Annotated in this window: 21 protein-coding genes and 1 pseudogene; 16 read left to right on the top strand and 6 right to left on the bottom strand. The window is 34.1% G+C overall.

What is annotated here, in order from left to right; genetic code table 11:
- Nucleotides 1-4: 4 nt before the first annotated feature.
- The 3 genes from IPK14_18155 to IPK14_18145 are packed head-to-tail and all read right to left on the bottom strand — an operon-like array spanning nt 5 to nt 1,943.
- Nucleotides 5-478 carry a hypothetical protein gene (locus IPK14_18155; GenBank protein ID MBK7995225.1) on the bottom strand — a complete coding sequence of 158 codons (474 nt, stop codon included), beginning with the start codon at nt 476-478 and terminating at the stop codon, nt 5-7.
- Nucleotides 454-1,140 (bottom strand): hypothetical protein, encoded by a 687-nt coding sequence (locus IPK14_18150; protein ID MBK7995224.1) that lies wholly within the window; start codon nt 1,138-1,140, stop codon nt 454-456. The genes IPK14_18155 and IPK14_18150 overlap by 25 nt, the downstream gene beginning before the upstream one ends.
- Nucleotides 1,140-1,943 carry a hypothetical protein gene (locus IPK14_18145; protein ID MBK7995223.1) on the bottom strand — a complete coding sequence of 268 codons (804 nt, stop codon included), beginning with the start codon at nt 1,941-1,943 and terminating at the stop codon, nt 1,140-1,142. The genes IPK14_18150 and IPK14_18145 overlap by 1 nt, the downstream gene beginning before the upstream one ends.
- A gap of 351 nt (nt 1,944-2,294) precedes the next feature.
- Here IPK14_18145 and IPK14_18140 point away from each other — a divergent pair, with 351 nt between their 5' ends.
- From IPK14_18140 to IPK14_18115, 6 genes are all read left to right on the top strand, one after another.
- Nucleotides 2,295-2,609: a hypothetical protein gene (locus IPK14_18140; protein MBK7995222.1), complete on the top strand. Its 315-nt coding sequence runs from the start codon at nt 2,295-2,297 to the stop codon at nt 2,607-2,609.
- A 540-nt stretch (nt 2,610-3,149) separates the two neighbouring features.
- Complete coding sequence (locus IPK14_18135) at nt 3,150-7,178, top strand: protein kinase (GenBank protein ID MBK7995221.1); 4,029 nt, start codon at nt 3,150-3,152, stop codon at nt 7,176-7,178.
- Between the two features lie 109 nt (nt 7,179-7,287).
- Nucleotides 7,288-7,749, top strand: a complete 462-nt coding sequence (locus IPK14_18130; GenBank protein MBK7995220.1) for a DoxX family protein — start codon at nt 7,288-7,290, stop codon at nt 7,747-7,749.
- Between the two features lie 12 nt (nt 7,750-7,761).
- The gene (locus tag IPK14_18125) at nt 7,762-8,532 is read left to right on the top strand and encodes a guanylyltransferase (protein MBK7995219.1); all 771 of its coding nucleotides are present in this window, start codon (nt 7,762-7,764) and stop codon (nt 8,530-8,532) included.
- Between the two features lie 16 nt (nt 8,533-8,548).
- Entirely contained in the window at nt 8,549-9,115 is a 567-nt protein-coding gene (locus tag IPK14_18120; protein ID MBK7995218.1) for a sigma-70 family RNA polymerase sigma factor, read from the top strand.
- Between the two features lie 58 nt (nt 9,116-9,173).
- Entirely contained in the window at nt 9,174-12,728 is a 3,555-nt protein-coding gene (locus tag IPK14_18115; GenBank protein MBK7995217.1) for an ankyrin repeat domain-containing protein, read from the top strand.
- Between the two features lie 126 nt (nt 12,729-12,854).
- On the opposite strand, the gene IPK14_18110 is transcribed toward IPK14_18115, so the two are convergent.
- The 3 genes from IPK14_18110 to IPK14_18100 form a co-directional block, all read right to left on the bottom strand.
- Nucleotides 12,855-14,597: an alkaline phosphatase family protein gene (locus IPK14_18110; GenBank protein MBK7995216.1), complete on the bottom strand. Its 1,743-nt coding sequence runs from the start codon at nt 14,595-14,597 to the stop codon at nt 12,855-12,857.
- Between the two features lie 9 nt (nt 14,598-14,606).
- On the bottom strand, nt 14,607-15,962 hold the full coding sequence (locus IPK14_18105; protein ID MBK7995215.1) for a phosphate ABC transporter substrate-binding/OmpA family protein: 1,356 nt from the start codon (nt 15,960-15,962) through the stop codon (nt 14,607-14,609).
- 112 nt (nt 15,963-16,074) lie between these two features.
- The gene (locus IPK14_18100; GenBank protein MBK7995214.1) at nt 16,075-16,989 is read right to left on the bottom strand and encodes a serine acetyltransferase; all 915 of its coding nucleotides are present in this window, start codon (nt 16,987-16,989) and stop codon (nt 16,075-16,077) included.
- A gap of 236 nt (nt 16,990-17,225) precedes the next feature.
- Here IPK14_18100 and IPK14_18095 point away from each other — a divergent pair, with 236 nt between their 5' ends.
- The 10 genes and pseudogenes from IPK14_18095 to IPK14_18050 form a co-directional block, all read left to right on the top strand.
- The gene (locus IPK14_18095; protein MBK7995213.1) at nt 17,226-17,399 is read left to right on the top strand and encodes a PLDc N-terminal domain-containing protein; all 174 of its coding nucleotides are present in this window, start codon (nt 17,226-17,228) and stop codon (nt 17,397-17,399) included.
- A 179-nt stretch (nt 17,400-17,578) separates the two neighbouring features.
- Complete coding sequence (locus tag IPK14_18090) at nt 17,579-18,760, top strand: thiolase family protein (protein ID MBK7995212.1); 1,182 nt, start codon at nt 17,579-17,581, stop codon at nt 18,758-18,760.
- Nucleotides 18,761-18,773: 13 nt separating this feature from the next.
- A complete protein-coding gene (locus IPK14_18085; protein MBK7995211.1) occupies nt 18,774-18,950 on the top strand; it encodes a hypothetical protein in 177 nt (58 codons plus the stop codon).
- Between the two features lie 65 nt (nt 18,951-19,015).
- Nucleotides 19,016-19,780, top strand: a pseudogene (locus IPK14_18080) (Uma2 family endonuclease).
- 87 nt (nt 19,781-19,867) lie between these two features.
- The gene (locus IPK14_18075; protein MBK7995210.1) at nt 19,868-20,569 is read left to right on the top strand and encodes a Uma2 family endonuclease; all 702 of its coding nucleotides are present in this window, start codon (nt 19,868-19,870) and stop codon (nt 20,567-20,569) included.
- A gap of 39 nt (nt 20,570-20,608) precedes the next feature.
- The gene (locus tag IPK14_18070) at nt 20,609-20,902 is read left to right on the top strand and encodes a hypothetical protein (GenBank protein MBK7995209.1); all 294 of its coding nucleotides are present in this window, start codon (nt 20,609-20,611) and stop codon (nt 20,900-20,902) included.
- Nucleotides 20,903-20,926: 24 nt separating this feature from the next.
- Nucleotides 20,927-22,414, top strand: coding sequence for a histidine ammonia-lyase (gene hutH, locus IPK14_18065; GenBank protein ID MBK7995208.1), 1,488 nt, complete (start codon nt 20,927-20,929; stop codon nt 22,412-22,414).
- 18 nt (nt 22,415-22,432) lie between these two features.
- Nucleotides 22,433-23,146, top strand: coding sequence for an inorganic pyrophosphatase (locus IPK14_18060; protein MBK7995207.1), 714 nt, complete (start codon nt 22,433-22,435; stop codon nt 23,144-23,146).
- Nucleotides 23,147-23,169: 23 nt separating this feature from the next.
- Nucleotides 23,170-23,520, top strand: coding sequence for a bacillithiol system redox-active protein YtxJ (gene ytxJ / locus IPK14_18055; GenBank protein ID MBK7995206.1), 351 nt, complete (start codon nt 23,170-23,172; stop codon nt 23,518-23,520).
- Between the two features lie 23 nt (nt 23,521-23,543).
- Nucleotides 23,544-23,854: DUF1572 family protein (locus tag IPK14_18050; protein ID MBK7995205.1), on the top strand; the 311-nt coding region annotated here is incomplete at its 3' end.

The following is a 23,854-nucleotide window of genomic DNA, read 5'->3' as shown; positions in this document are numbered from 1 at the left end:
AATTTTATTGTAACTCTCCTGCTAAAGGTCGTTTATGTTCATGAACCCACATAAGCAAATTATCAAATGCTGCACCTGTTTGTTGAGGGTTAATATTACAATGTCCTTTTGCCACTACAAATTTTGCGATAAATAAATCTCCACTTCCAGAAATTTTACTTGTAGAGTCATAAATAGTTACATCTTTTCCTAGCACTAAAGGGTCATAAGTAGTGTGAATTGTTAAGACTGGATCAGAAATCCGACCTGTAGGAGTATAATACTGACGCATATATTCTGATGCTTTAGCATTTGCTGTGTAACGTTTTACACCGCGATTTACTGCTACATCATCTTCAAATCCACTATAAATTGTGTTGTGGTTATCAAAAGGGTTTCCTCCAGTTCTTTGCTGTAACTCTCTAAGTATTTCATGAAAAAAGGTTAATACTCCTGCTAATTCAACAACCGTGCTTATTTGGTAATGTTTGGCAAACATTGCTGCTTTTTCAGGATTAGCAGTAAGTGCAGCACGAATTTTTCTATTACATCAGTATTTAACTTATTATCCATCATTAAGTTAGCAGGAGAAGCTATTGTATTAGGAAAAAAATAATCAAACATTACAAGCATATCAAAAACCCTTTCTTTAAGACCAACAATAGAAGGGTTAAGAGGCCCACACATAGGCATTGCACCATCGTAAATATCTGGGTAGCGTTCAATTGTAGAAATACTTATCATTGCACCCATAGAATGGCCGGTTATATAAGTTTCTTTTGGCTGACCATATTTAGAAACAAAATAACGCCGCAAAGATTCAGTATCTTCAATGGCTTCTTTAACTGCCCAGCCTTGAGTGCTGTATTCAGATTGAGCAATAGCAAAACCGCGGGAGAGAAATGTTTCAACTAAAGCTTTAGTTTGGGGGCTATCCAAATTTCTTCTTGGTCTACCTGAAACCTCATAGCCGTGACAGTACATAACTAAGCCTTTATTCCAATTTTCAGGTAAATCAATCCTAAAACTAGCTCCATTTATTTGTCCTATTTCAAGCTTTGATTCAACTTTAGTTGTATTTTTAGCTTCTTGTGTATAACTTGCTACTACTAACAGCACTAATAAAATTACTGCTGATAAGGATCTAAGTATTGTTTTCATTAAGTAATCTCCTGAATAGTTGGCACAACAAAATCATTAATATCCAAACCATCTTTTTCTATTTGCTCTAAGTCAAGTATTCTATTAAAAGGAATTATACCTAGCTGAATAAGTTTTTCTTTCATCTTGTCAGCATAATTATGGGCAAAGGCTTCTTTATCTTTAGAAGATTTAGAGCCAGAAGTTTGATAATTAGTAATAAAATCGATCTGATGACCTAGTTCATGTAACAATGTTCTGTAAAGTTGAGTTGCTCTAACACTTTCTAATGTAAGTATTATTTGATGGCCTCTTTTTGTTTTAATCATTTGATGACCATCTTGTTTTAGTCGTTCTAATTCATCCATTTCATCTTTATCCAGGGAATTAGACCAGAAAAGCTTTTTCTTATAGTTACAAGTTTCTAACATTATTGCATCATCATATTTATATTTACCAATTTCTACGAAATAAATATGTCTACCCCAAACAGGCTTTAGAATTTCCTCTTTACGCTTTGGTTGTCTAAATATTATTAAATGTAAATTTTCTAAGTCCTTTTCTGGAAGGAATTTCAGCATAAAGCAAACATCATCTATAGTACAAGCATGACAAGTGTCTTTAAGTGTTTTTTCTATTAAAAAAGTAATTTTTTTATTACCTATTTCTTTTTCAACAGCCTTAAAAGAAACTAATCTTTCCCAATAAACATTAGATAATGAAGAACCAGATTCAGGTATAACCATTTTGTTATTTTTACTATAACCTTGTTTTTCAGTGCCAATATTACGGTTTCTTTTTGTTGCATCACGACCATTTTGCATAACTCTAATTGTCCATTTCTCAAAGAATTAAAAGCAGGTAAAGCACTTTTTTTGGACAGATTCAACTTGTTTCCAATAATAAATCTTTTGATCTTGAAGGAAAATAAATTTATTTGCTAAACATCTTATTTTTTGTTCTTTTTTGACCTAGTTGAGGCATTCTTCCTATTAAAAGTTACTCTAACAAAAACTAATAAACTTTGTTTTGTCTAAAAGCTAATACCAGTAATTTGTAACTACTACTAAAATATCAAGATATAGAAAATCATTTATTTTATTTCAAGTATAAATAATTGGCACATACTTTGCAGTAGCATTTACAAAAATAACTACTTAAGGAGGGTATCAGAAATGAAAACCAATTCTATCAATAAACCAGTTCTTTTTATGGATAAAGAATTAGAAGAAGTGATTCAATCATCACTTGTTTTAGAAAAACAAAATGTTTGTTTGCTAGAAGTAGCCCTCTTTGGAAAGAATTTTTCTTTTCTAGGGTATTTAGGAGATCAAATTTATGGACATGGTGCTAGCTTAGGTTTTACTTATATAAGTGAAATAGGAAAATGTATTGAAATAGCTGCTAAAGAAAAAGACACCAACCTAATTTCTTCTCTAATCAAAGCCTTAAAACTTTACTTACAAAACCTGGATATTATTTATGTGTAATATTATTTATGTGTTTGAATATAATTTGAATATAAATGGCTCATAATTTTAATTAGTTATTTTTACTTTACCCTCAAGTTCAAATCCAAATTATTCTAAGGTTTGTGCTAGCAAATTTTTATAGTGCTAGATACTAGTATGAAGCCTTATCAACGTTACTTTCAAAGATTAGATGAACGACAAACTAAAACTATTTGAAAACCCTCCCATAAAAAAGCATAACCAATCCAAAAATTAAATACTCTGTAAACTAGGAAATATAATATTTCTTAGTTTACAGAGTATTTAGGCTTCAGATTAAAGAGTATAGGGTTTTTACTTGCTTAAGTAAGGTGCGAAGAGGAAGATTTTGCACAAAGTTTTTCCGGCATCTTTGCTAGATAAAAGATTTTATAAAACTGATACTTCCTACTTAGATTTTTCTAAAAGTAACTAAAAAAATAACATATTAATATAGTTAACTATACCAATATTTTTTAGTATTTGCGCTTTTATTAAAATCCTAAAATGCCTATTAAAATAAAGTAAGTATAATAACTTATGACACAAGAACAGTGGAAACAAGTTAAGTTATTGTTTGAAGAGGTGATAAAGTTAGATCCATCTCAAGAAAAAACTTATCTTGATAATAATTGCAAGGATGAAATTGTACGCAAAGAAGTAGAATCCTTACTTGATTCTCATAAAAAAGCAGAAGGATTTTTACCAGAAATAGAACGCTCTACTCAAAGTGTTAGGGCAGAACACAAAGTTGAGTCATATAATGATTTTAGCGGTACAGCCCGGTTTTTAATACAAAAGCGGTTAGGTGCAGGTGGGTTTGGAGTTGTTTATCAAGCTTATGACCAGGAGCGAAATTCTGTAGTTGCCTTAAAAACTTTACATAAAGTGACAGATGCTGAAGATCTTTATCGATTTAAGAAAGAATTTCGCTCATTAACAGATATTGTCCATCCTAACTTAGCTGCAATGTATGAACTTTTTTTAGAAAAAGGTCAATGGTTTTTTACTATGGAAATGATCTATGGTAAAAATTTTCTGGAATATGTGACAGCGCAAATAACAACAAGTAAGGTTTCTTCTTCTGAACTTAAAACAGCAACAGTTGCAGATTTATCTCTTTCAAAAAAAAATATAACTCAAGCAGAGATGCTTAATAATACATCTAATCAAATTTCTTTAAGCAATTCCTCAAGTCAAGAAACTGAATATTGCAAGGCTGATATACCAAAACTTAGGTCAGTATTAAAGCAATTAACTAAAGGACTTATCGCATTACACAAAGCAAATAAATTACATCGAGACTTAAAACCTTCTAATGTATTAGTAACTAAGGAAGGTAGAGTAGTAATTTTAGATTTTGGTTTAGTAAGTGAGCTTACCAAACAAGGAGTTAATCAAATTACTGGCGATAGCATTTTAGGTACACCAGCCTATATGTCACCTGAACATATTGCAGGTTTAGCAATCTCTCCAGCCTCGGATTGGTATAGTGTAGGCACAATGCTTTATTTAGCATTAACAGGTAAGTTACCTTTTAATGGTAATCAAATGGAAGTAATGTTAAATAAGCAAAGACATGAAGCACGTTCCCCTTCAGACTTAGTTTTGGGGATTCCAAAAGACCTAGACAGCCTTTGTCAAGACTTGTTGCAAAGGAATGTAAAACTGCGTCCTACAGGTGAAGAAATATTAAGATTTTTAGGTGATAAAGATGATATTGCTATATCAGTCAGTAATCTAACTATACAATCTATGCCATTTGTTGGCCGAGAGCAGGAGTTAAAAGTATTAAATGAAGCTTGGCAACAAACAAAGCAAGGAAATGGTGTAAGTGTATACCTTAGCGGTTATTCTGGAATTGGAAAAAGCACAATTGTAAAGCATTTTCTACAAAATCTTGAGCAGAGAGAACCAGACTTACTGGTCTTTTCTGCTCGTTGCTATGAACAGGAATTTGTTGCATATAAAGCACTTGATAGTGTTATTGACCTTTTAAGTAAATACTTAAAAGGCTTATCTAGTTTAGCTGTAGAAGCATTGTTACCTTTAGATGTGATGGCACTTGCCAGGCTATTTCCTGTACTGCGACAAGTGGGAGCAATTGCTAATTTCAAGCGAAATCTCCAAGATACACCAGACCCAAAAGAACTGCGCCGTAAAGCTTTTGTTGCTTTACGTGAACTATTTATAAGACTTGCTAATAAAAAAGATATAGTAATTGTTATTGATGACCTTCAATGGGGTGATTTAGATAGTGCTGTTTTACTAGCGGAAATCCTACGTCCACCTGATGCCCCAAGATTTCTTTTAATTGGTTGTTATCGTAAAGAAGAGGCTGATAACAGTTTATTTTTAAGATCATTGTTTTCTCTACAAAATGATTTTGATGAAAAAGCAAAAATACAGGAAATTACTGTTGATGCTTTACCTAAAGAATCAGCAAAGCAACTTGCAATATCTTTGTTAGGGGAAGAATCAGCATTAAAGCAAGCAGAAATTATTGTTAAAGAATCTGGCGGCAACCCATTTTTTATCAATGAGCTAACACAATATTCATTAGCTAAGAGCTTAAAACAAGAAATTAATCCTGATGAAATGAAAATAGATAAAGTTATTAATGCTCGTATTGCACAATTATCAACAGATGGAAGACGTTTGTTAGAAATAGTTGCTGTTTCGGGTCAACCCCTAACCAGGATTGTAGCAAAAAGGGCTGCTGAAATAAGCGCAGATGAACAACTCTTGCCGCTGCTACGTGCTAATCATTTGTTACGTTCAACAGGTAATACTTATGAAGAAATTGATACCTACCATGACAAAATTCGGGAAGCAATAATTAGTAATCTTTCTTCAGGGGTACTACAAAAATATCATCATCTTTTAGCTTTAGCATTAGAAGAAACTAAAACGGACGACCCAGAACGCTTAGCAAAACATTTTCAATTAGCTGGAGAGCAGGAAAAAGCTTGCACTTATACAATTACTGCTGCACAGAAGGCTGATGAAGCACTTGCTTTTGATCGTGCAGTTCAGCTTTATCAACAGACCTTAAACTTAAATTCAACGCCAAGCCTAAACACTGTTAGCGTAAAAGTAAAACTTGGAAAAGCTTTAGCTAATTTAGGTAAAGGTGTTGATTCAGCAAGGGCCTATCTTGCTGCTACGGCTGATTCTGATCGTCAAGGAATTTTAGAACTCCAACATAGAGCCGCAGAACAATTCTTAAATGCAGGTTATATTGAAGAAGGAGTAGGGTTGCTTAAGGAAGTTTTAAGTAAAGTAGGAATGAAGTTAACTAGTACTCAAACCCAAGCTCTTTTATCTATATTAATAGGCCGTGTTAAGCTTTGGTTAAGAGGTATGAAATATCAAAAACGTGTTGAATCTGAAATACCAGCAGAGCAATTAAAAAAGGTAGATGTTTGTTGGACAGTTGTTGACTCAATTGGAAATGTTAATCCGTTAGAAGCATTAAATTTTCAGACTAAACATATTTTATTAGCTTTAGAAATGGGAGAGCCTTATAGATTAGTTAGAGCAATGACTTTTGAATGTTTTTTTTCAGGCTTTTCTGGTACACGAGCTAAAGCTAAAACTGCAAAACTTATTGAAATGACAACAAATTTAGCTAAAGAAGTTAACAAACCAGAATTATTAGCTATGGTAAGTTTTATAACAGGTGGAATTGCTTATATGGAAGGAGATTGGAAAAAAGCTTTGGATTTCTTCAAAATAGGCGAAGAAATAACAGAAACACAGTGCCTAAATGAAAATTATGCTTTTGCTTTACGCGGCATAGATGTAATGATTGTGTTTTTATTACGAACATTATTTCATTTAGGCAATATTAATGATTTTTTGTTAAAACTTTTAGAGAAGCTTAAAGATGCTGAAAGTAGAAATAATTTACTTGTATCAACAAACTTAAAAAGTTTTGCTGTTTACATAAAATATTTGGTAGCAGATGAACCTGAAAAAGCTTACAAAGAGTTAAAAGAAATGACAGATCTTTGGACTAAAAGAGGCTTTCATATACAGTATTATTGGAAAATGGTTGCTTATACGGAAATTTCTCTTTATCTAGGAAAAGGGAAAGTTGCATGGGATTATCTTGCAGCCGAATGGCCGAAACTAAAAAAATCTATGATGTTAAAAACACAAAGAGTTTTAGTAGAGTCCTTACAACTACAAGCGCGTGTAGCGTTGGCTGCTACAAGAGATCTTTCCAATAATTCTTATTTATTTCTTGCAGAAAAAAATGCTAAAAGAATCTTAAAGGAAAAAACACTTTCAGGAGATGCATGGGCTGAATTAATTCTTGCAAGTGTTGCATTAGCAAAAGGAAGCGTTAAACTTGCCCTTAATTATTTAAATGAAGCAGAAAAGAAATTTACCTCAGCAGATATGATGCTTTACTTAGCTGTAACACAGTACAGACGTGGACAGTTACTAGCAAATACTGAAGGCAATAAGCTAATAGAACAAGCTGATAAATGGATGCGTAGCCAAAAAATAAAAAACCCTAAACAAATCTTAGATATGCTAGCACCAGGTAATTGGGCTTAAAATTTATAGCTTTTAATAAGAAAATAAGTAAACGTACTAGAATAACTTAAAAAGCTTTTTGGAGATAAACATGCAACAAATAATTTCATTTGTAAGAAAAGGTCATGACATGCTGGTTAAAATATTAGATTATGCTCGTGATCCATTTCTATTAATTATAAGACTATATTGGGGTTATCAATTTTTTCTTGCTGGTAAAGGCAAGCTAGAAAATTTAGAACGCACAGCCGGATTTTTTGCTGAATTACAAATTCCAATGCCAAAATTTAATGCTTTGCTTGCTGCTTCTACAGAATGTTTTGGCGGATTACTTTTGATATTTGGCCTTGCTTCTCGTTTAGTAAGTATCCCTTTAGCTTTTACTATGGTAGTAGCCTACATAACTGCTCATCGTGAAGGAGTTGATGCACTTTTTAGCGATCCAAGCAAGTTTTTTGAACAATCTCCATTTTTATTTCTCTATGCTTCAGTAATTGTTTTAACTTGTGGGCCTGGTAGACTTTCACTAGATACAATCATTTATAAATTTTTTCTAGCCAAAGAAAACCAAGAAACTAGTGGAAAATCATAATAGGTGTTTCTAATGAAGTTTGATGAATTAGATAAAAAAATGCGTGTCTTTGAAACCGCTACTGACCAATGGGTTTTACCAGAAATCTATATTGTTGCACGAATTGATGGAAGAAATTTTACTCGTCTTACTAAAGAAACTTGTAAGTTTAACTCTCCTTTTGATGAGCGTTTTAGAGATTTAATGGTTGAAACTACTAAACATTTAATGCAATGTGGTTTTAATGTAATTTTTGGTTATACAGAAAGCGACGAAATTTCTTTGCTATTTCATCTACAAGAAAATGCTTTTGGCCGCAAAATTAGAAAATACAACTCTATTTTAGCGGCTGAAGCAAGCGCGAAATTTTCTTTAATGTTAGGTATTTTAGCCACGTTTGATTGTCGAATTTGTCAACTTCCCACTATAAACTTAGTTTGTGATTATTTTCGATGGCGCAATGAAGACGCTCATAGAAATGCGCTAAATGCTTATTGTTATTGGACATTACGACAGGAAGGAAAAACAGTTGGACAAGCTACTAAATCAATAGAAAAAATATCTGTTGCAGAAAAAAATGAGCTACTCTTTCAACGAGGAATTAACTTTAATGATGTTGAAGCTTGGCAAAAACGAGGTGTAGGAGTATTTTGGAAAAGCGTTGAAAAACAAGCTAAAAATCCAATCACTAACCAAGATGTTATTGCTAAGCGAAGAGAACTTTATACAGAATTTAATTTACCTATGAAAGATGATTACAGCAATTTTATTAGTAATTTAATTAGTTTATCTACAAGCAATTAATACTTATAAAATATTTATGACTCAGCAATCAGTAACAAAATTATTAATAGAATGGAAACAGGGAAACAAGGAAGCTCTTAATAAGCTAATTCCTTTAGTTTACAATGAGTTAAAGCATATAGCTAAAATTAAATTAAAAAATGAGCCGTCTAATAATAGTATTCAAGCAACGGTTTTAGCTAATGAAGTTTATTTGCGTCTTGTTGGGTGTGAAAATATTGATTGGCAAAATAGAGCGCATTTTTTTGGTGTGGCGGCTCAATTAATGCGAAATATTTTAGTTGATCATGCTCGTAAAAATATTGCTGAAAAAAGGGGAGGTGATAGATATAAACTTTCTTTGTGTGATATTGCGGAGCTAGCACAAGAAAAGGATTTAGACCTTATTGCTCTTGATGATGCTCTTTCTCTGCTTTCTAAAATAGACCCACAACAAAGCCAAATTGTTGAACTTAAATATTTTGCTGGCCTTGATATGCAAGAAATATCTGAGGTTCTTAAAATATCAACAGCAACAATAAGTCGTGATTGGAAAATAGCTAAATTATGGCTATTGCAACAACTTGATAATCAAAGTAAATAATTTCTCCAAAATTTTTTATCAGTGATAAAAAATTCTTTTCTACTGCGCCTTATTAGGTATGACACCAGAACGTTGGAAAGAAGTTAAAAAAATTATTGAACAGGTTATGGATTTATTGCCTGAAGAGAGAAATTCTTTTCTCAATAATACCTGTAAAAATGATCCTCTTTTAAGAAAAGAAGTTGAGGCTCTTCTTACCTATGAATCAAAGGCTGATGGCTTTCTTCAAACTGCTAAGGTTAAGGATGCTTTTGATGAAAATAAACTTACCAACATTCTTCATACTAATGATGTAAGGAGAAATATAGTTATGCCAACACAGTTGATAGACCAAGTTATTGATAACAAATATAGAATTGAGCAGAAACTTGACCAAGGTGGGATGGGGACTGTTTATAAAGCTACTCATTTGGGAACAGGCCGACCTGTTGCAATAAAAGTAATAATACCTCAGCTTATGGCAAATGCTGAGTTTGTAGAGCGGTTTAAGATAGAAGCTTATGCAGCAGGAAAACTTCGACACCCTAATATAGTAAATGTTACTGATTTTGGTTTTACTCAAGTTGATTTAGACCCATTAGCTTATTTAGTTATGGAGTTTTTAGATGGTTACAATTTAAGAGATCTTCTAAAAGCTAAAGGTAAATTATCCTTACCCTTAACACTAGACCTAGTTGAGCAAATATGTTTGGCTTTAAATGAAGCACATAAACAGGGAATTATTCACCGAGACTTAAAACCAGATAATATTTGGTTAGAACCTAATGGGCGTGGCGGCTATAATGTAAAAATACTAGATTTTGGTCTAGCTAAATTTAGAGATAACGCTATAAAAACAAATCCTGTTATTGAGCTTATAGCCAATTCTAGTTTAGTTAATAATTTAATACCTGTTGATACATATAAGAAAACCTCAGTAAACGCAAATTTAACATTACAAACAATAAGTATTGTTGAAAATAAAGAAAACAATACTAAAACAATAAATAATTACCCTGACAATGAAGCTAAGACTTTATTAGTAAGTAAAAGTGTAACTGCCGGGGAACTAAATCCTAAAACTATACCTGAGTGGATGACTAGAATAGGTAGTATTTTAGGTACTCCTCTTTATATGTCTCCTGAACAATGTAGCGGAGGAGAACTTGATTTTCGTTCAGATATTTATAGTCTTGGGGTTATCGTTTATGAAAGGCTTACAGGTGAAACTCCATTTACAGGTGATATGCATGAACTTATTTTTCAGCATACAAAAATCTCACCGCCTTCATTATTAAAAAAGCTGCCAATTCCAAAATCTATAGCATTTTTGGTAATGAAATCTCTTGCTAAAAATCCTAATGAACGTCCTGTAAATGTGGAATCTTTTGCTACAGCATTTCGTTTTGGTGTTGAGGGAGAAATCCCAATAATGCAACAAGCAACACAGATTTATCGCAAGCACTTTTCTAGTTTTTTCTCTATTTCAATGCTCATTTATACGCCTTTTCTACTAGTTGCATTTTTGCCAATATTTTATCTGTCATCTTTACCACTAAGCTCTACACAACTACCTTTTGCTAGAGTTTTGCAAAAAGAGAATTGGTTATTTGCTTTTTTTATAATCTCATTTGCCAATTCCATAAATCTTGCAGCTTGCACCCTTGTTATTGAAAAATTAGGAATATCTCCAAACAAAAAGATTCAAACCTTAAAACTTTTTGCGTCTCTTAATCTACATCTTTTTAAGCTTCTAAAAACAGCAATTCAAAATAATCTAAATATTTTGATAGGGTTATTTAAGTTGGTAGTTTCTAGGGCAAAACAATATATTGATTATTCGCTGTATATTCCTGTAGTTGTAAATGAAAATATAAAAGGACAAATGGCTCTTACACGTTCTAAAGTGCTTGTAGGGCAGTTAGGTTCTATAGCGTTTTATGTTCAAATACGTGATTTTTTTCTTGCCATAGTTACACCATTTTTATTTTTACTAACAATGGTAGGAGGTGGGCTTTTATCTGATCTAGTATTTGATCTTCTTAGACAAAATGGAATTGGCTCTAAAATCTCATTTACATTACCCATTTATATTCCAATATTTGCTTTTATTGTTTGTTTAGCTTTTGTAGCTCTACTTCACCCTATAATTGCAATTTCTTCTTCAATACTTTATTTCAAGGCTTGTCAAACAAGGGGTGAAAAAATAGACGAGATGTTAAACAAAAGCCTCAAAACGCCAAACAATTTTGCTTATAAAAATTCTTCTACTAAAAGATTAATTACAATGCTAACAACAATCTTAGTTATAGCATTTCTAGCTCTTTTTACAAAAGAAACGATTTTACTTTGGGCAATTGAACATAGCCGTTTTAATACTCTAAAAACTTTGATATACACAGGAGTTGATGTTAATACAAAAGATTCAAGAGGTAATGCTTTAGTTTTTCTAATAGAAAAATCTAATGAAAATACTCTTAGCCATTATTGTGCATCTGCATTGCTTCAATCAGGTGCAGATTTCAATATGAAAGATAAGTTTGGTCGTACACCTTTACAAATAGCGGTTTCAAATAAACGGATTTCTTCCATTGACCAACTACTTCTATCAAGTGCTGATGTTAATGCTAAGTCTAGAACTGGAGCCACAGCTTTAATGGATGCTGCTGAAAGTCAATCTCCTTTAATAGTAAGACAATTACTCAATGCAGGAGCAGATATTAATGCAAAAGATGATTCTGGCACTACAGCTTTACATTGTGCATTATCATCAGCCAACCACAATGGCGAAATAGTCAAACTACTGCTTCAATCAGGTGCTGATCCAAAAGCAAAAGACAAAAATGGCCTTACACCTCTTATGAGTGCTTCGCAATGGGGTTTTACCTATGTAATACAACCGCTTATTAATGCAGGTGCAGATGTTAATGCAAGAGATATAAATGGAAACAGTGTTTTAAGCTATGCAGCTAGAGCAGGGCATGTAGATGTAGTGCAAATACTTCAAGCCGCAGGTGCTGTTGAAAGCTCAAAAGAAGAAGCTTTGATAATTGCAGCTTCTATTGGAAATACATCTGAAGTCAGAAAACTATCTTCATCAGGTATAAATGTTAATATAGAAACTAAAGATATATTTTATGAAGTTGAACGTGGTAAAACTCCTTTAATGTATGCTGCGCTTAATGGTCATATAGAAACAGCACAAGAATTAATCAAAATGGGTGCCGACATTAATAAAATAAGCAAAGACAAAGAAACTGCATTAAGTAATGCTGTGTTTTCTCGTAATGCTGAGATGGTGCAAATGCTTATTTCTAAAGGAGCAGACATAAATTATATAAATGAAAATGGAAGAAGTTTGTTGGCAGTAGCTTTTAGTTATAACTATATAACTCATTATAGAAACCCTGCTCAAACTATAAGAGTATTACTTAAAGCAGGTGTCAACCCAAAAACAGATCCTTGGATAGTCGCAAGTGCTGTAGCTACAAAAGAAAAAGAAGTTTTAAAAATATTTATTGATGCTGGGGTTGAGCTAAAAAGTATTTATGTAAAAGAAGCTTTAAGACTTGCGAAAAGCGAAGGATGTTTAGAGATAGTAAAGATGCTTGAAGATGCAGGCGTGAGAGAGTAACTTATTGGTTATTAAAGCTTTATCAAATTAGAGAAATTAGTAATTTTTACTATAGTTATTTGCTATTTATATTTCTAAAACTTAGGTTTTCAAACCTAAGTTTTAGAAATAATTAACTCTTGCAGTTTACTTTAGTATTTCTGCTAGAACTTCACCTTGAGAAATCGCTGGGGGATTAATTTTTAGTATTGTTGCTACGGTAGGAGCTATAGAAATAATTTGAGTATCTTTATTATAAATTCCTGCTTTAACGCTACTACCACGAATAATTAAAGGAACATGTCGATCATACCAATAAGGTGATCCATGTGTAGCACCTTCGTCTTTTTCTGCGTATTTTCCCCAGATATAAAAAGGCTTAAGTACAACAACTACATCGCCACCTCTCTCAGGGTGGAAAGAATATTGATAAGCTTGAGCAATTGAAGTTTTAGGTAATGTGCCGTTTAGAAACTGAGTGCGTGTTAAATAACCTGCTACACCTTCAATTGAAAGCAACGCTTCTCCAACAGCATTTTCAACTTCTTCATGATTGAGTTTCTTTTCTTCAATAGCTTTATAGTTTAGATAAACATTTGGATCTTCTAGCGCGGCAACCCAGGCAGCTTTTCCGTATTTACTATTAAGGGCATTTTCTATAGTTTCTTTGATAAATTTCTTCTTTATTCTCATCCCATTTAGCCCGATTTCAGCACTATATTCAGGTACAGCACCAGCACCATGATCAGCCGTTAAGACAACTAAAACATTGTCTTTACCAAATTTTTTATCTAGATATGCTAGAAAATCACCTATCTGTTTATCTGTTCGTACTGTTATATCAGCAACTTCCTGGCTATATGGCCCATAAGCATGACCTACTAGGTCATTAGCTGTAAGACTAATAGCTAGAAAATCTGGTTTATCATCCATTCCTAATTGTTCAGATTCAATTGCTGTGCGGGCAAATTCAAAAGTTAAATCATTTGCCCAAGGAGTGTGTTCAAAAGCTTCATAAAAATCTGGGCCAGGCTTATCTAATTTACCTGTTACTAAATGAGGAAAAGATTTTTTGTTCCCTTTTACATTAGTTTCAAATTTATAATCATCCTCTCTGCATAACTTAAAAAGCTTTTCATCAGGAAACTTTTCCCAAGATTTGCCAAAATAGCTATCAGCAATTCTTTTACTATTAAAGCTTTCTACCCAAGCAGGTAGTGATTTCATGTAATATGTACTACTTAAAAATCCCCCAGTAGTTTCATTAAACCAATAAGCTTTACCTAGTTTTCCCCCTAATCCTATTGCTGCTCTTTCTTTAATTGCAAGGGTGACTACTTTGGATTGAAAATTATTAGATAGTAGTAACTGATCACCAATAGTTGTACCAATAAAATTAGCTGGCGAATTTTCTTCTCCAAAATCAACTTCTTGGTCAATTCCAATATATTTACTATTTGGATCAAAAAGCATTGCTTCGCTACGGTTTGTTTTACGGTTATACCATTTGTTAGAAATAATGCTATGTTGCATTCCATAAGCACCAGAAGCAATTGCTGTGTGACCTGGGCCAGTGTAAGTTGCTCCATGATGGTAATTAGCATTAGTAAAATAAGCACCTTCTTTAACCAATGCTCTAAAACCATTTTGCCCAAACCAAGGGTCAAATCTGCTTAAAAACTCGCCTCTAAATTGGTCTATCACTAAATAGACAACTAATTTTGGACTGGTAGATTTGCTAGAAACACTGCTAGGGGTATTTGTAGCCTTTTTTTGACTCTTAGTTGTAGGGGGTAAAATATTTTGCCCAATAGAAAGTGTATTTGCTACTAGCATAAAAGTAAGAATAATTGCGCTAGTTAAAGTGATAGTTTTAAGTTTTTTTAGCATTGTTGCTCCTTATTTTTCAATTACCCAGATTTCTACACGTCGATTAAGTAATTTACCTTCTTCAGTGCTGTTATCTCCGATTGGAGATGCTGAACCAAGTCCTTTACTTTCAATAGTTATACTTGGACATTTACCTTTAAGAACTTGTGCAACAGATTCAGCCCGTTGTTTAGAAAGCTCCAAGTTTTGTTTTGGATCACCTTGAGAGTCTGAATAACCAATTAGCTCTATAGAAATATTGCTAGCTCTTGGGCAAATATCGGCAGAAATTTGATTAAGATCATAAACTGCTAGATTATTTACTTGTGTGCTACTGGTTTGAAAACGAATGTCTGTATTAAATTTCTTTCTCTTTGGATTAACTGAAGCAGCACCTGAACTGGTATCAGCAACTAGTTTTAATTTCAAATTAACATAGTAATTAGCTGTAAGTTCTTGGCCTGGGCCTAAAACATAATCAATAAAATCTTTGACTAGTCCTTGTGGCGCACCTTTTGTATAAAGATAAAGGTTACGATTAAGTAAGTAGCTTTTATTGCGAATAGTTACTTCTGATGGCTCAATTGCTGTTGTAGTCTCGCTAGCAGCAAGTTTTAGGGCTTTAGCACCACCAAGACCAGCTAAAGAAATAAAAGAAATTGCGTTAACATCGGCGCGAAGTTGTTCGCTAACTTTAGCATTTTCTTTTAATTCTTCTGCACCTGTTAGAAAAGGAGTTCCTTTACCTAAAACAAGTTCTTGGAAAAGTTCATAAGCTCCTAATTCTTTAGGTCGTAGGATAACTTTGATTGCACCTGATTTGCCACCAACTTTTGACCAATCAGTAACTTTGCCAGTAAAAATATCTTTAGCTTGAGTTATAGTTAGTTTTTCTACAGGGTTATTAGGATGAACTGCAATTGCTATAGCATCAAAAGCTACTGTGTGTTCGCTATCAGCAGAAACAAGACTAAAACCAGCGGCTTGGGCGGCTTGTTCTTCTTTTTCATTAGCAGGGCGAGAAGCAGCAGCAATTTCAGCTTCACCACCTATTAAAGCTTGAAAACCTGTGCTAGTGCCTTTTGTTTCTATCAACACAATTTTTCCTGCATTTGAGTTCATAAACTCCTGGGCCCAGTCTTTGCCCAATTTATCACCTATGGCACTAGAGCCTTTTATCCGAATAGTTGTAGCATTTGTAGTATTGTTTGCTGTGTTGCCAGAATTATTTGTTGTATTTGTTATAGTTGTAGCTTCTTTTTTACCTTTTATCATTCCTATTAGGTCAACACCCATTTGTTTTAACCCAACTACAACTAAGCCAGAAATAATTAGCAAAATTAATATAATTCCCCCAGGGCCGATTTCTAGTTTTCCCACTCTCATAATATGTTCTCCTTGGATATCAAAAATTATCAAAAACCTTTTTTACAGACTACGACACTTATTTAACATTTTTATGTTAAATAAGTGTAACAAATTGTTTATTTTTAATAGATTATCGAGTAATGGAAGTTTTGATACGAGTTTTAGGTTCTTCAATTGTTACTTTGCTATATGGAGGTACAGAAGTAGTAAGCCAAACATTACCACCAATTACAGAGTTTTCTCCAATAACAGTATCTCCACCTAATATCGTAGCACCGGAGTAGATAATAACATTATCCTCTAAAGTAGGGTGTCGTTTTTTTCCACGAATTAATGTCCCATCTTCATTTTTTGGAAATGATAACGCGCCTAAAGTCACACCTTGGTAGATTTTTACATTATTTCCAATGTCTGTAGTTGCACCAATTACAACTCCAGTTCCATGATCAATAAAGAAACTCTTTCCAATATTAGCGTTGGGGTGAATATCAATTCCTGTTAGGCTGTGTGCATGTTCACACATAATGCGAGGAATTAAAGGGATATTAAGTTTAGCAAGTCGGTGTGCAATACGATAAACCATTATTGCATAAAGACCTGGGTAGGAAAAAATAATTTCATCATAACTATGTGCTGCTGGATCACCTACATAAGCAGCTTGAACATCTAAAGAAAGTTCCTGGCGTATTGTGGGAATAGCTTCTATTAACTCAAGTGCTGCTTTTTCGGCTTCGCTATGACGCAAAGAAATAGACTTATCCTGTTTTTCTAAACTAAGACAAACATTAATTTGCATCACAAGATCATCAAATAAACTACAAACTAAATTAAGCGTTCGAGCATTAATATTGCTTTCATCCAAGCCTAAAATGCCAAAATAACCAGGAAATATTAGCTCTTGAACTCCTGCTAAAATTGCAATTATTGTTTCTCGTGATGGCAGTCGGCTACGGTTAAGGGGTTGTAAGAAGGTTTCTTGAGAAGCGTAGGATTCAACAATTTTTAATGTAGATAATTTTAATTTTTCTGCTGTGGCTGATTTAATCTTAGGTTTAATCACAAACTTTCCTTATCATTTTTCTTAGGGCTTTTTTAGTAAGACTAAGATTGTTTGTTTTTTAGTCAAACACTATAATTTATTATAAGTTGCTCATTTAAAGAAAAAAGTTACTTCTACGGCTCTTTCCCTAAAATACCTAGAATAAAGCTTGCTTGGGAACAGATTTTCTTTTATAGGCGTAAGCAACTACACACAAATCTTAAATTTGGAGGCTCTCCCCAATGTTTACCTTAATAGGTCTTATTAGTATGGCTCTTAGTACAGTTGCTATATTTGATATAGTTAATAGTAAATCCCGCACTTTAGGAGAAAAAGTTGTATTAATAGTTGCTGTACTTGCTTTTCCAATGATTGGATCAATTATTTATCTATTTGCTTTTCGTGAAAAAGACTAATTTCTACAATAAGTTAAATATAAAACCTATTTGGGAGCAAAACTTAAATTGCTCCCAACAGTGTTTTGCTATTGATGTGTGGAAAAGAAACTCTAAATAAATTAAAATCCCCTCTAATTTAATAGAAAACCCTATCTTAAGAACTAGAATATTTAATAAACTAAAAACAGGAGAAAATTGTGAAACCAATTTATATTGCTGGTGCTGTTCGTAGTGCTATTGGCAAATTTGGTGGAAGCCTTAAAGATTTAACCTTAGCTGAATTTGCTGCCCCTATTGTGTCAGCCGCTTTAGAGCGAGCCAATGTAGCCGCAGAACAAGTTGATGAACTAATTTTTGGCAATGGTCGTCAAGCGGGTGGTGGGCCAAATGTTGCTCGCCAAATTTCTTATCGTGCTGGCATTCCTGTAACTGTTCCAGCTTATACAATTAATCAAGCCTGTGCTTCAGGGCTAAAAAGCATTATTTTGGCCTACCAAGAAATAGCTTTAGGTCAGGCTGATTGTATAGTTGCTGGTGGTGGTGAAAGTATGAGCCGTTTACCTTATTATGTTGAATCAGCGCGTTGGGGTAGTCGTTTGGGTCATACTCAACTAGTAGATGGAATGTATAAAGATGGTTTTCTCTGTCCGCTTTCAGGTATGGTTATGGGTGAAACAGCAGAAAAGCTTGCTCAACAAATGACTATTAGTCGTCAAGAACAAGATGAATTTGCACTAATGAGCCAAAACCGCGCTGCTACTTCACTTGCAGCCGGTGTTTTTAAGGCAGAAATCCATCCTATTTCTATAAAAGACCGTAAAGGTAACGCTACAGATTTTACACTTGATGAACATGTACGAAATAAAACAGTAATCTCTGACTTAGATAAACTTCCTCCAGTATTTTCTAAAACTGGAACTGTAACGGCTGGAAATGCTAGTGGTATTACTGACGGTGCTGCTGCTTTAGTGGTAATGTCAGAAGAAATGCTGAAAAAAACAGGTGCAAAAGCTCAAGCTAGAATTGTTGATTACACTATTGTTGGTGTTGAGCCTTCAATAATGGGAATTGGGCCTGTTCCGGCAGTAAATAAATTACTTGAGCGTAATAAATTATCTTTAGACCAAATCGACCTTGTAGAAATGAATGAAGCTTTTGCAGCACAGGTTCTAGCTTGTTTGCGGGATTTACCAATTGATATAAACAAACTTAATGTCAATGGTGGTTCAATTGCACTTGGTCATCCAATAGGTTGCACAGGTACACGTATTGTAGTTACTTTACTACATGAAATGGAAAGACGCGCTAGCCGTTTAGGGCTTGCAACTCTTTGTGTTAGTGGTGGAATGGGCGTTGCGTTACTTTTAGAACGAGTTTAAGGAACAAGAAAAAATGCTTAAAAAATTATTTGCCTTTCTAATGCTACCAATTCAAATTTTATTATTAATTGTAATGTTGCCATTGATGCTAGTTTTTGGTTCAAGTCTTCTAGGTGTGCTAGTTCCTCCAATTCGTCGTCCTAGCCGTCCTACAGAGGACGATGAGGAAGAAATTAAGGAAAAGGATTAGTAGATTAATCTATTAACGTCTGTAAATAGTTCTAATTTAGAGGTAAAAAATGTCTAGGGTAAAAAATGTCGATTCTCTACCAAAAATTCACTACCCAGAGAGAAGGAAAACGACATAGCAACAATACCGAGCAATTTGACTGGATAGTAACCATTAAGCAAGGCTTAGAACTTGAATTTGCTAATGATCAAATGTTTTTATTGCTGGTGATTTGCTTTGGTATCCTGTAGAAGGCGATAATAAAACCCGTGTTGCTCCTGATACAATGGTAGCTTTTGGCCGTCCAAAGGCCCTCGTGGTTCTTATAGACAATGGGATGAGGGAAATATTGCTCCTCAAGTTGTTTTTGAAATTCTTTCTCACGGGAATCGACCAAAAGAAATGCAGGAAAAATTAGAATTTTATGAAAGATTTGGAGTAGAAGAATATTACTTAATCAATCCAACAGGCAAAAAGAAATACCTTAAAGGCTGGCGGCGTGTTGGAAACAAATTAATTGATATTGTCCCAATGAATAATTAGGTTAGCCCTCGTTAAGAATTAAGTTTGAGTTTCAAAATAATGAAACCAAACTTTATCATGCAGATGGAAGCCCTTTTGAAAGCTATGTTGAAATAGGCCAAAAACGCCAATTAGCCCAAGAGCAAACTAAAAAAGCTTTAGAAGAGCAGGAAAAAAACTGGCTTTTGTTAATTCAAGAACAAAAACATGTTGAAGAATTAGAAGAAGAAAAGCGACAAGCTTTAGAAAAAGCTGAAAAAGAACGCCAAAAAACGGAAAAACTTCTAGCTAAATTACGTGATTTAGGAATTGATCCAAACGATATTTAGCTTCAAAATCAATAATTTAGAACTAACAAGGAAAAAGGCTAATTAATCTATTAACATCTGTAAATAGTTCTAATTTAGAGGTAAAAAATGTCTAGGGTAAAAAATGTCGATTCTCTACCAAAAATTCACTACCCAGAGAGAGACGGAAAACGCATGGCAGACAATACCGAGCAATTTGACTGGATAGTAACCATTAAGCAAGGCTTAGAACTTGAATTTGCTAATGATCCAAATGTTTTTATTGCTGGTGATTTGCTTTGGTATCCTGTAGAAGGCGATAATAAAACCCGTGTTGCTCCTGATACAATGGTAGCTTTTGGCCGTCCAAAAGGCCCTCGTGGTTCTTATAGACAATGGGATGAGGGAAATATTGCTCCTCAAGTTGTTTTTGAAATTCTTTCTCCTGGGAATCGACCAAAAGAAATGCAGGAAAAGTTGGAATTTTATGAAAGATTTGGAGTAGAAGAATATTACTTAATTAATCCAACAGGCAAAAAGAAATATCTTAAAGGCTGGCGACGTGTTGGAAATAAATTAATTGATATTGTCCCAATGAATAATTGGGTTAGCCCTCGTTTAAGAATTAGGTTTGAGTTTCAAAATAATGAAACCAAACTTTATCATGCAGATGGAAGCCCTTTTGAAAGCTATGTTGAAATAGGCCAAAAACGCCAATTAGCTCAAGAGCAAACTAAAAAAGCATTAGAAGAAGTTGAGAAAGAGCGTCAAAAAACTGAAAAGCTTCTAGCTAAATTACGCGATCTAGGAATTGATCCAAACGATATTTAGCTTCAAAATCAATAATTTAGAACTAACCAGGATTTATTTATGCTTTGTTTTCATTGTAAAAAAGAAATATCCATAACTAGCAAAGTCTCTCGCTTAGATTCTTGTCCAGAGTGCCATAGAGATTTGCATGTTTGCCTTAATTGTTCTTTCTATGACCCATTTGCACATAAACAATGTCGTGAACCAGCATCAGAACAGGTTAGAGATAAAGAAAAATCTAATTTTTGTGAGTATTTTACCCCCAACCAAAAAGGAAGTGTTGATGGTTTAGCTTCTAAATTCAAGTCTGATGATGCCCGCAATGCTTTTGATAATTTATTTAAAAAATCTTAATTCTTTCTTAGGAAATAACTTAATATGATCCTCTTAGATGGTAATCAATTATCTCTTGCAGATGTTGAAGCAGTTGCTTGCAATCAAGCAATTGTAGGTCTTGCCCCTCACGCAATAGCAAATATTAATGCTTCCCGTGCAGTTATTGATGAAATTATCCAAACGGAAAAAGTAGTTTATGGAGTAAATACCGGTTTTGGTAAACTTTCAGATGTTAGCATTCCTACAGATAAACTACGTCAATTACAAATTAATTTAGTTCGCTCACATGCCGTTGGAGTAGGTGAACCACTTAGCCAAGCAGAATCACGCGCTATGATGCTGCTACGTGCAAATGTTTTGGCAAAAGGCTTTTCTGGTGTTCGATTGGAAGTTGTAGAAACCCTTTGTAAATTGCTAAATTCTGGTGTTAATGCTGTTATTCCAAGCAAAGGTTCAGTAGGTGCAAGCGGAGATCTTGCCCCGCTTGCCCATTTAGCCCTAGTTTTAATTGGTGAAGGAGAAGCATTTTTTAAAGGCGAACGAATGCCTAGCAGTCAAGCACTAGAAAACGCGGGTCTTCAACCAATCACCTTAGAAGCTAAAGAGGGGATTTCTTTAGTTAATGGTACTCAAGCAATTACAGCAGTAGGTAGTTTGCTAATTCAAAAAGCACTTAGACTTGCAGATCTAGCAGATTTAGCAGGAGCAATGTCTTTAGAAGCCTTGCATGGAACGCCAAAAGCCGCTGATCCAAGAATCCATCTAGCCCGCCCACACGCCGGGCAAAAACTAGTAGCAGCCCGCTTAATTGAACTTACAAAAGATAGCGAAATTATAGAATCTCACCACAATTGCAGGCGTGTCCAAGATGCTTATAGCTTAAGATGTATTCCTCAAGTACATGGCGCAGTTCGTGATGTTATTTCTCATGTAAAGAGCGTTTTAGAAATAGAAATCAATAGCGCGACAGACAACCCGCTAGTTTTTGCTGAAACAAAAGAAATTATCTCTGGTGGTAATTTTCATGGCGAACCGCTTGCGCTAGGGCTAGATTATTTAGCAATGGCTTTAACTGAACTTGGCGCAATTTCTGAACGTCGAATTGAGCGATTAGTTAATCCAGACCTTTCAGAACTACCAGCATTTCTTAGCCCCGAAGCGGGAACTTGTTCTGGGCTAATGATTGCTCAAGTTATGGCTGTAGCATTACTAGGTGAAAATAAAGTATTGTCTCATCCTGCTTCGGTTGATTCACTACCTACATCAGCTAACAAAGAAGACCATGTAAGTATGGGAATGACTAGCGCATTAAAATTAAAAACTATTGTACAAAACCTAGAACTTATCCTTGCTACTGAACTTTTAGCAGCATCTCAGGCGTTAGATTTTCTCCTCCCACTTAAGCCAGGGCGAGGAGTATTAACAGCTTATGAAAAATTACGTCGAGAAGTTCCTTTTATTAAAGAAGATGTAATACTTGCAAATTATGTTAACAAGGTTCATCAGTTGATGTTTAGCTTAGTTGAGTAAAATTAGAAAGGTTTTTTAATGAAAAGCAATCATGACATTGCAGGACTTTTATCACTGCTTTTTAAGCCGCATCCTTGGCATGGTGTAGCTCCTGGTCGTAGTGTCCCAGAATTACTTAATGCTTATATTGAAATTGTTCCTACTGATACAATCAAGTATGAAGTTGATAAATATTCTGGACTCTTAAAAGTAGATCGTCCGCAAAAATACTCTAATCTTTGTCCTTCGCTTTATGGATTTATTCCTCAAACTTATTGTGGTGTCAAAGTTGGAAATTATTGTAGTAGCCAAACAGGTCGTAACGGCATAATTGGCGATGGCGATCCATTAGATATTTGTGTACTTTCAGAACGTGCAATTTTACAAGGCGGTATTTTGGTTGAAGCTATCCCTATTGGCGGTTTACGTATGATTGATGGTCAAGAGGCTGATGATAAAATTATTGCTGTTCTAAAAGATGATGCAGTTTATGGAGAATGGCGAGATATTCAAGATTGCCCTAAAACTTTAGTTGACCGCCTTTGTCATTACTTTTTAACTTACAAAGAATTACCAGGAAAAGAAGTCCCCAAAATAGAAATTACTCATGTTTATTCACGTGTTGAAGCCCAAGCCGTTATTGCTGCTGCAATTAGCGATTATAAAATAGAATATGGTAATCCTAATTTGCGCTTGCCTCAACTACGCTCTTTATTAATCAGTGAATTAACCGACGAGGAAGACAAAAATTAATATTTTTTAGGAGATAAACTTTTATGTCTGCAAAATTGTTAGATTTAACATCTATTGATCAACTCTCAGAAGTTCTAACCCAATCAAATCAAAAAACACAGCTAATCTTTAAGCATAGTAATGCTTGTCCTATTAGTGCAGATGCTTATGATGAATTATATAAATATTTGAATAGCTCTCCGTCTGATAATGTGGGTTATAACTTAATTGTTGTGCAAACTGCACGCCCTGTATCTAATGAAGTAGAAACTAGGTTAAGTGTTGTTCATGAATCTCCACAAGCTATTTTAGTACGTGATGGGAAAGTGTTATGGCATACTTCACATCGCAAAATTACTCAATTGTCATTAGCTAACGCTATTAACAATAATTAATGGATTAGTTAGAGGAAAATAACATGGAAGTTTCAAAAGCTTTTATTGATGGGTCAGCCTCGTTTCTTGCTAAAGATTTTTTACCTAAGATTGAACGTTGTATTGAACGCTTAACAGATGAAGAAATCTGGTGGCGACCTAATGAAGAATCTAACAGCATTGGCAATTTACTTTTACACTTGTCAGGTAATCTTAGACAATGGATTATTTGCGGTTTAGGTGGGCAGTTAGATCAAAGACAACGGCAACAAGAATTTGACGAGCGTTCACACATTCCAAAAGATAAGTTAATAGCCAAATTAAAAGAAACTGTTCTTGAAGCTGAAGCAGTTTT

This window comes from Blastocatellia bacterium, from assembly GCA_016713405.1.
Lineage (GTDB): Bacteria > Acidobacteriota > Blastocatellia > Chloracidobacteriales > JADJPF01 > JADJPF01.
The sequence above is the reverse complement of the archived record's forward strand: the minus strand, read 5'-3'. Positions and strand labels throughout refer to the sequence as shown.

Bases quoted from the DNA above. Each gene is read 5' to 3' on its own strand.
- IPK14_18155 (MBK7995225.1), bottom strand. From the start codon at position 478: ATGTTTGCCAAACATTACCAAATAAGCACGGTTGTTGAATTAGCAGGA.
- IPK14_18150 (MBK7995224.1), bottom strand. From the start codon at position 1,140: ATGAAAACAATACTTAGATCCTTATCAGCAGTAATTTTATTAGTGCTG.
- IPK14_18145 (MBK7995223.1), bottom strand. From the start codon at position 1,943: ATGCAAAATGGTCGTGATGCAACAAAAAGAAACCGTAATATTGGCACT.
- IPK14_18140 (MBK7995222.1), top strand. From the start codon at position 2,295: ATGAAAACCAATTCTATCAATAAACCAGTTCTTTTTATGGATAAAGAA.
- IPK14_18135 (MBK7995221.1), top strand. From the start codon at position 3,150: ATGACACAAGAACAGTGGAAACAAGTTAAGTTATTGTTTGAAGAGGTG.
- IPK14_18130 (MBK7995220.1), top strand. From the start codon at position 7,288: ATGCTGGTTAAAATATTAGATTATGCTCGTGATCCATTTCTATTAATT.
- IPK14_18125 (MBK7995219.1), top strand. From the start codon at position 7,762: ATGAAGTTTGATGAATTAGATAAAAAAATGCGTGTCTTTGAAACCGCT.
- IPK14_18120 (MBK7995218.1), top strand. From the start codon at position 8,549: ATGACTCAGCAATCAGTAACAAAATTATTAATAGAATGGAAACAGGGA.
- IPK14_18115 (MBK7995217.1), top strand. From the start codon at position 9,174: ATGACACCAGAACGTTGGAAAGAAGTTAAAAAAATTATTGAACAGGTT.
- IPK14_18110 (MBK7995216.1), bottom strand. From the start codon at position 14,597: ATGCTAAAAAAACTTAAAACTATCACTTTAACTAGCGCAATTATTCTT.
- IPK14_18105 (MBK7995215.1), bottom strand. From the start codon at position 15,962: ATGAGAGTGGGAAAACTAGAAATCGGCCCTGGGGGAATTATATTAATT.
- IPK14_18095 (MBK7995213.1), top strand. From the start codon at position 17,226: ATGTTTACCTTAATAGGTCTTATTAGTATGGCTCTTAGTACAGTTGCT.
- IPK14_18085 (MBK7995211.1), top strand. From the start codon at position 18,774: ATGCTTAAAAAATTATTTGCCTTTCTAATGCTACCAATTCAAATTTTA.
- IPK14_18075 (MBK7995210.1), top strand. From the start codon at position 19,868: ATGTCTAGGGTAAAAAATGTCGATTCTCTACCAAAAATTCACTACCCA.
- IPK14_18070 (MBK7995209.1), top strand. From the start codon at position 20,609: ATGCTTTGTTTTCATTGTAAAAAAGAAATATCCATAACTAGCAAAGTC.
- hutH (MBK7995208.1), top strand. From the start codon at position 20,927: ATGATCCTCTTAGATGGTAATCAATTATCTCTTGCAGATGTTGAAGCA.
- IPK14_18060 (MBK7995207.1), top strand. From the start codon at position 22,433: ATGAAAAGCAATCATGACATTGCAGGACTTTTATCACTGCTTTTTAAG.
- ytxJ (MBK7995206.1), top strand. From the start codon at position 23,170: ATGTCTGCAAAATTGTTAGATTTAACATCTATTGATCAACTCTCAGAA.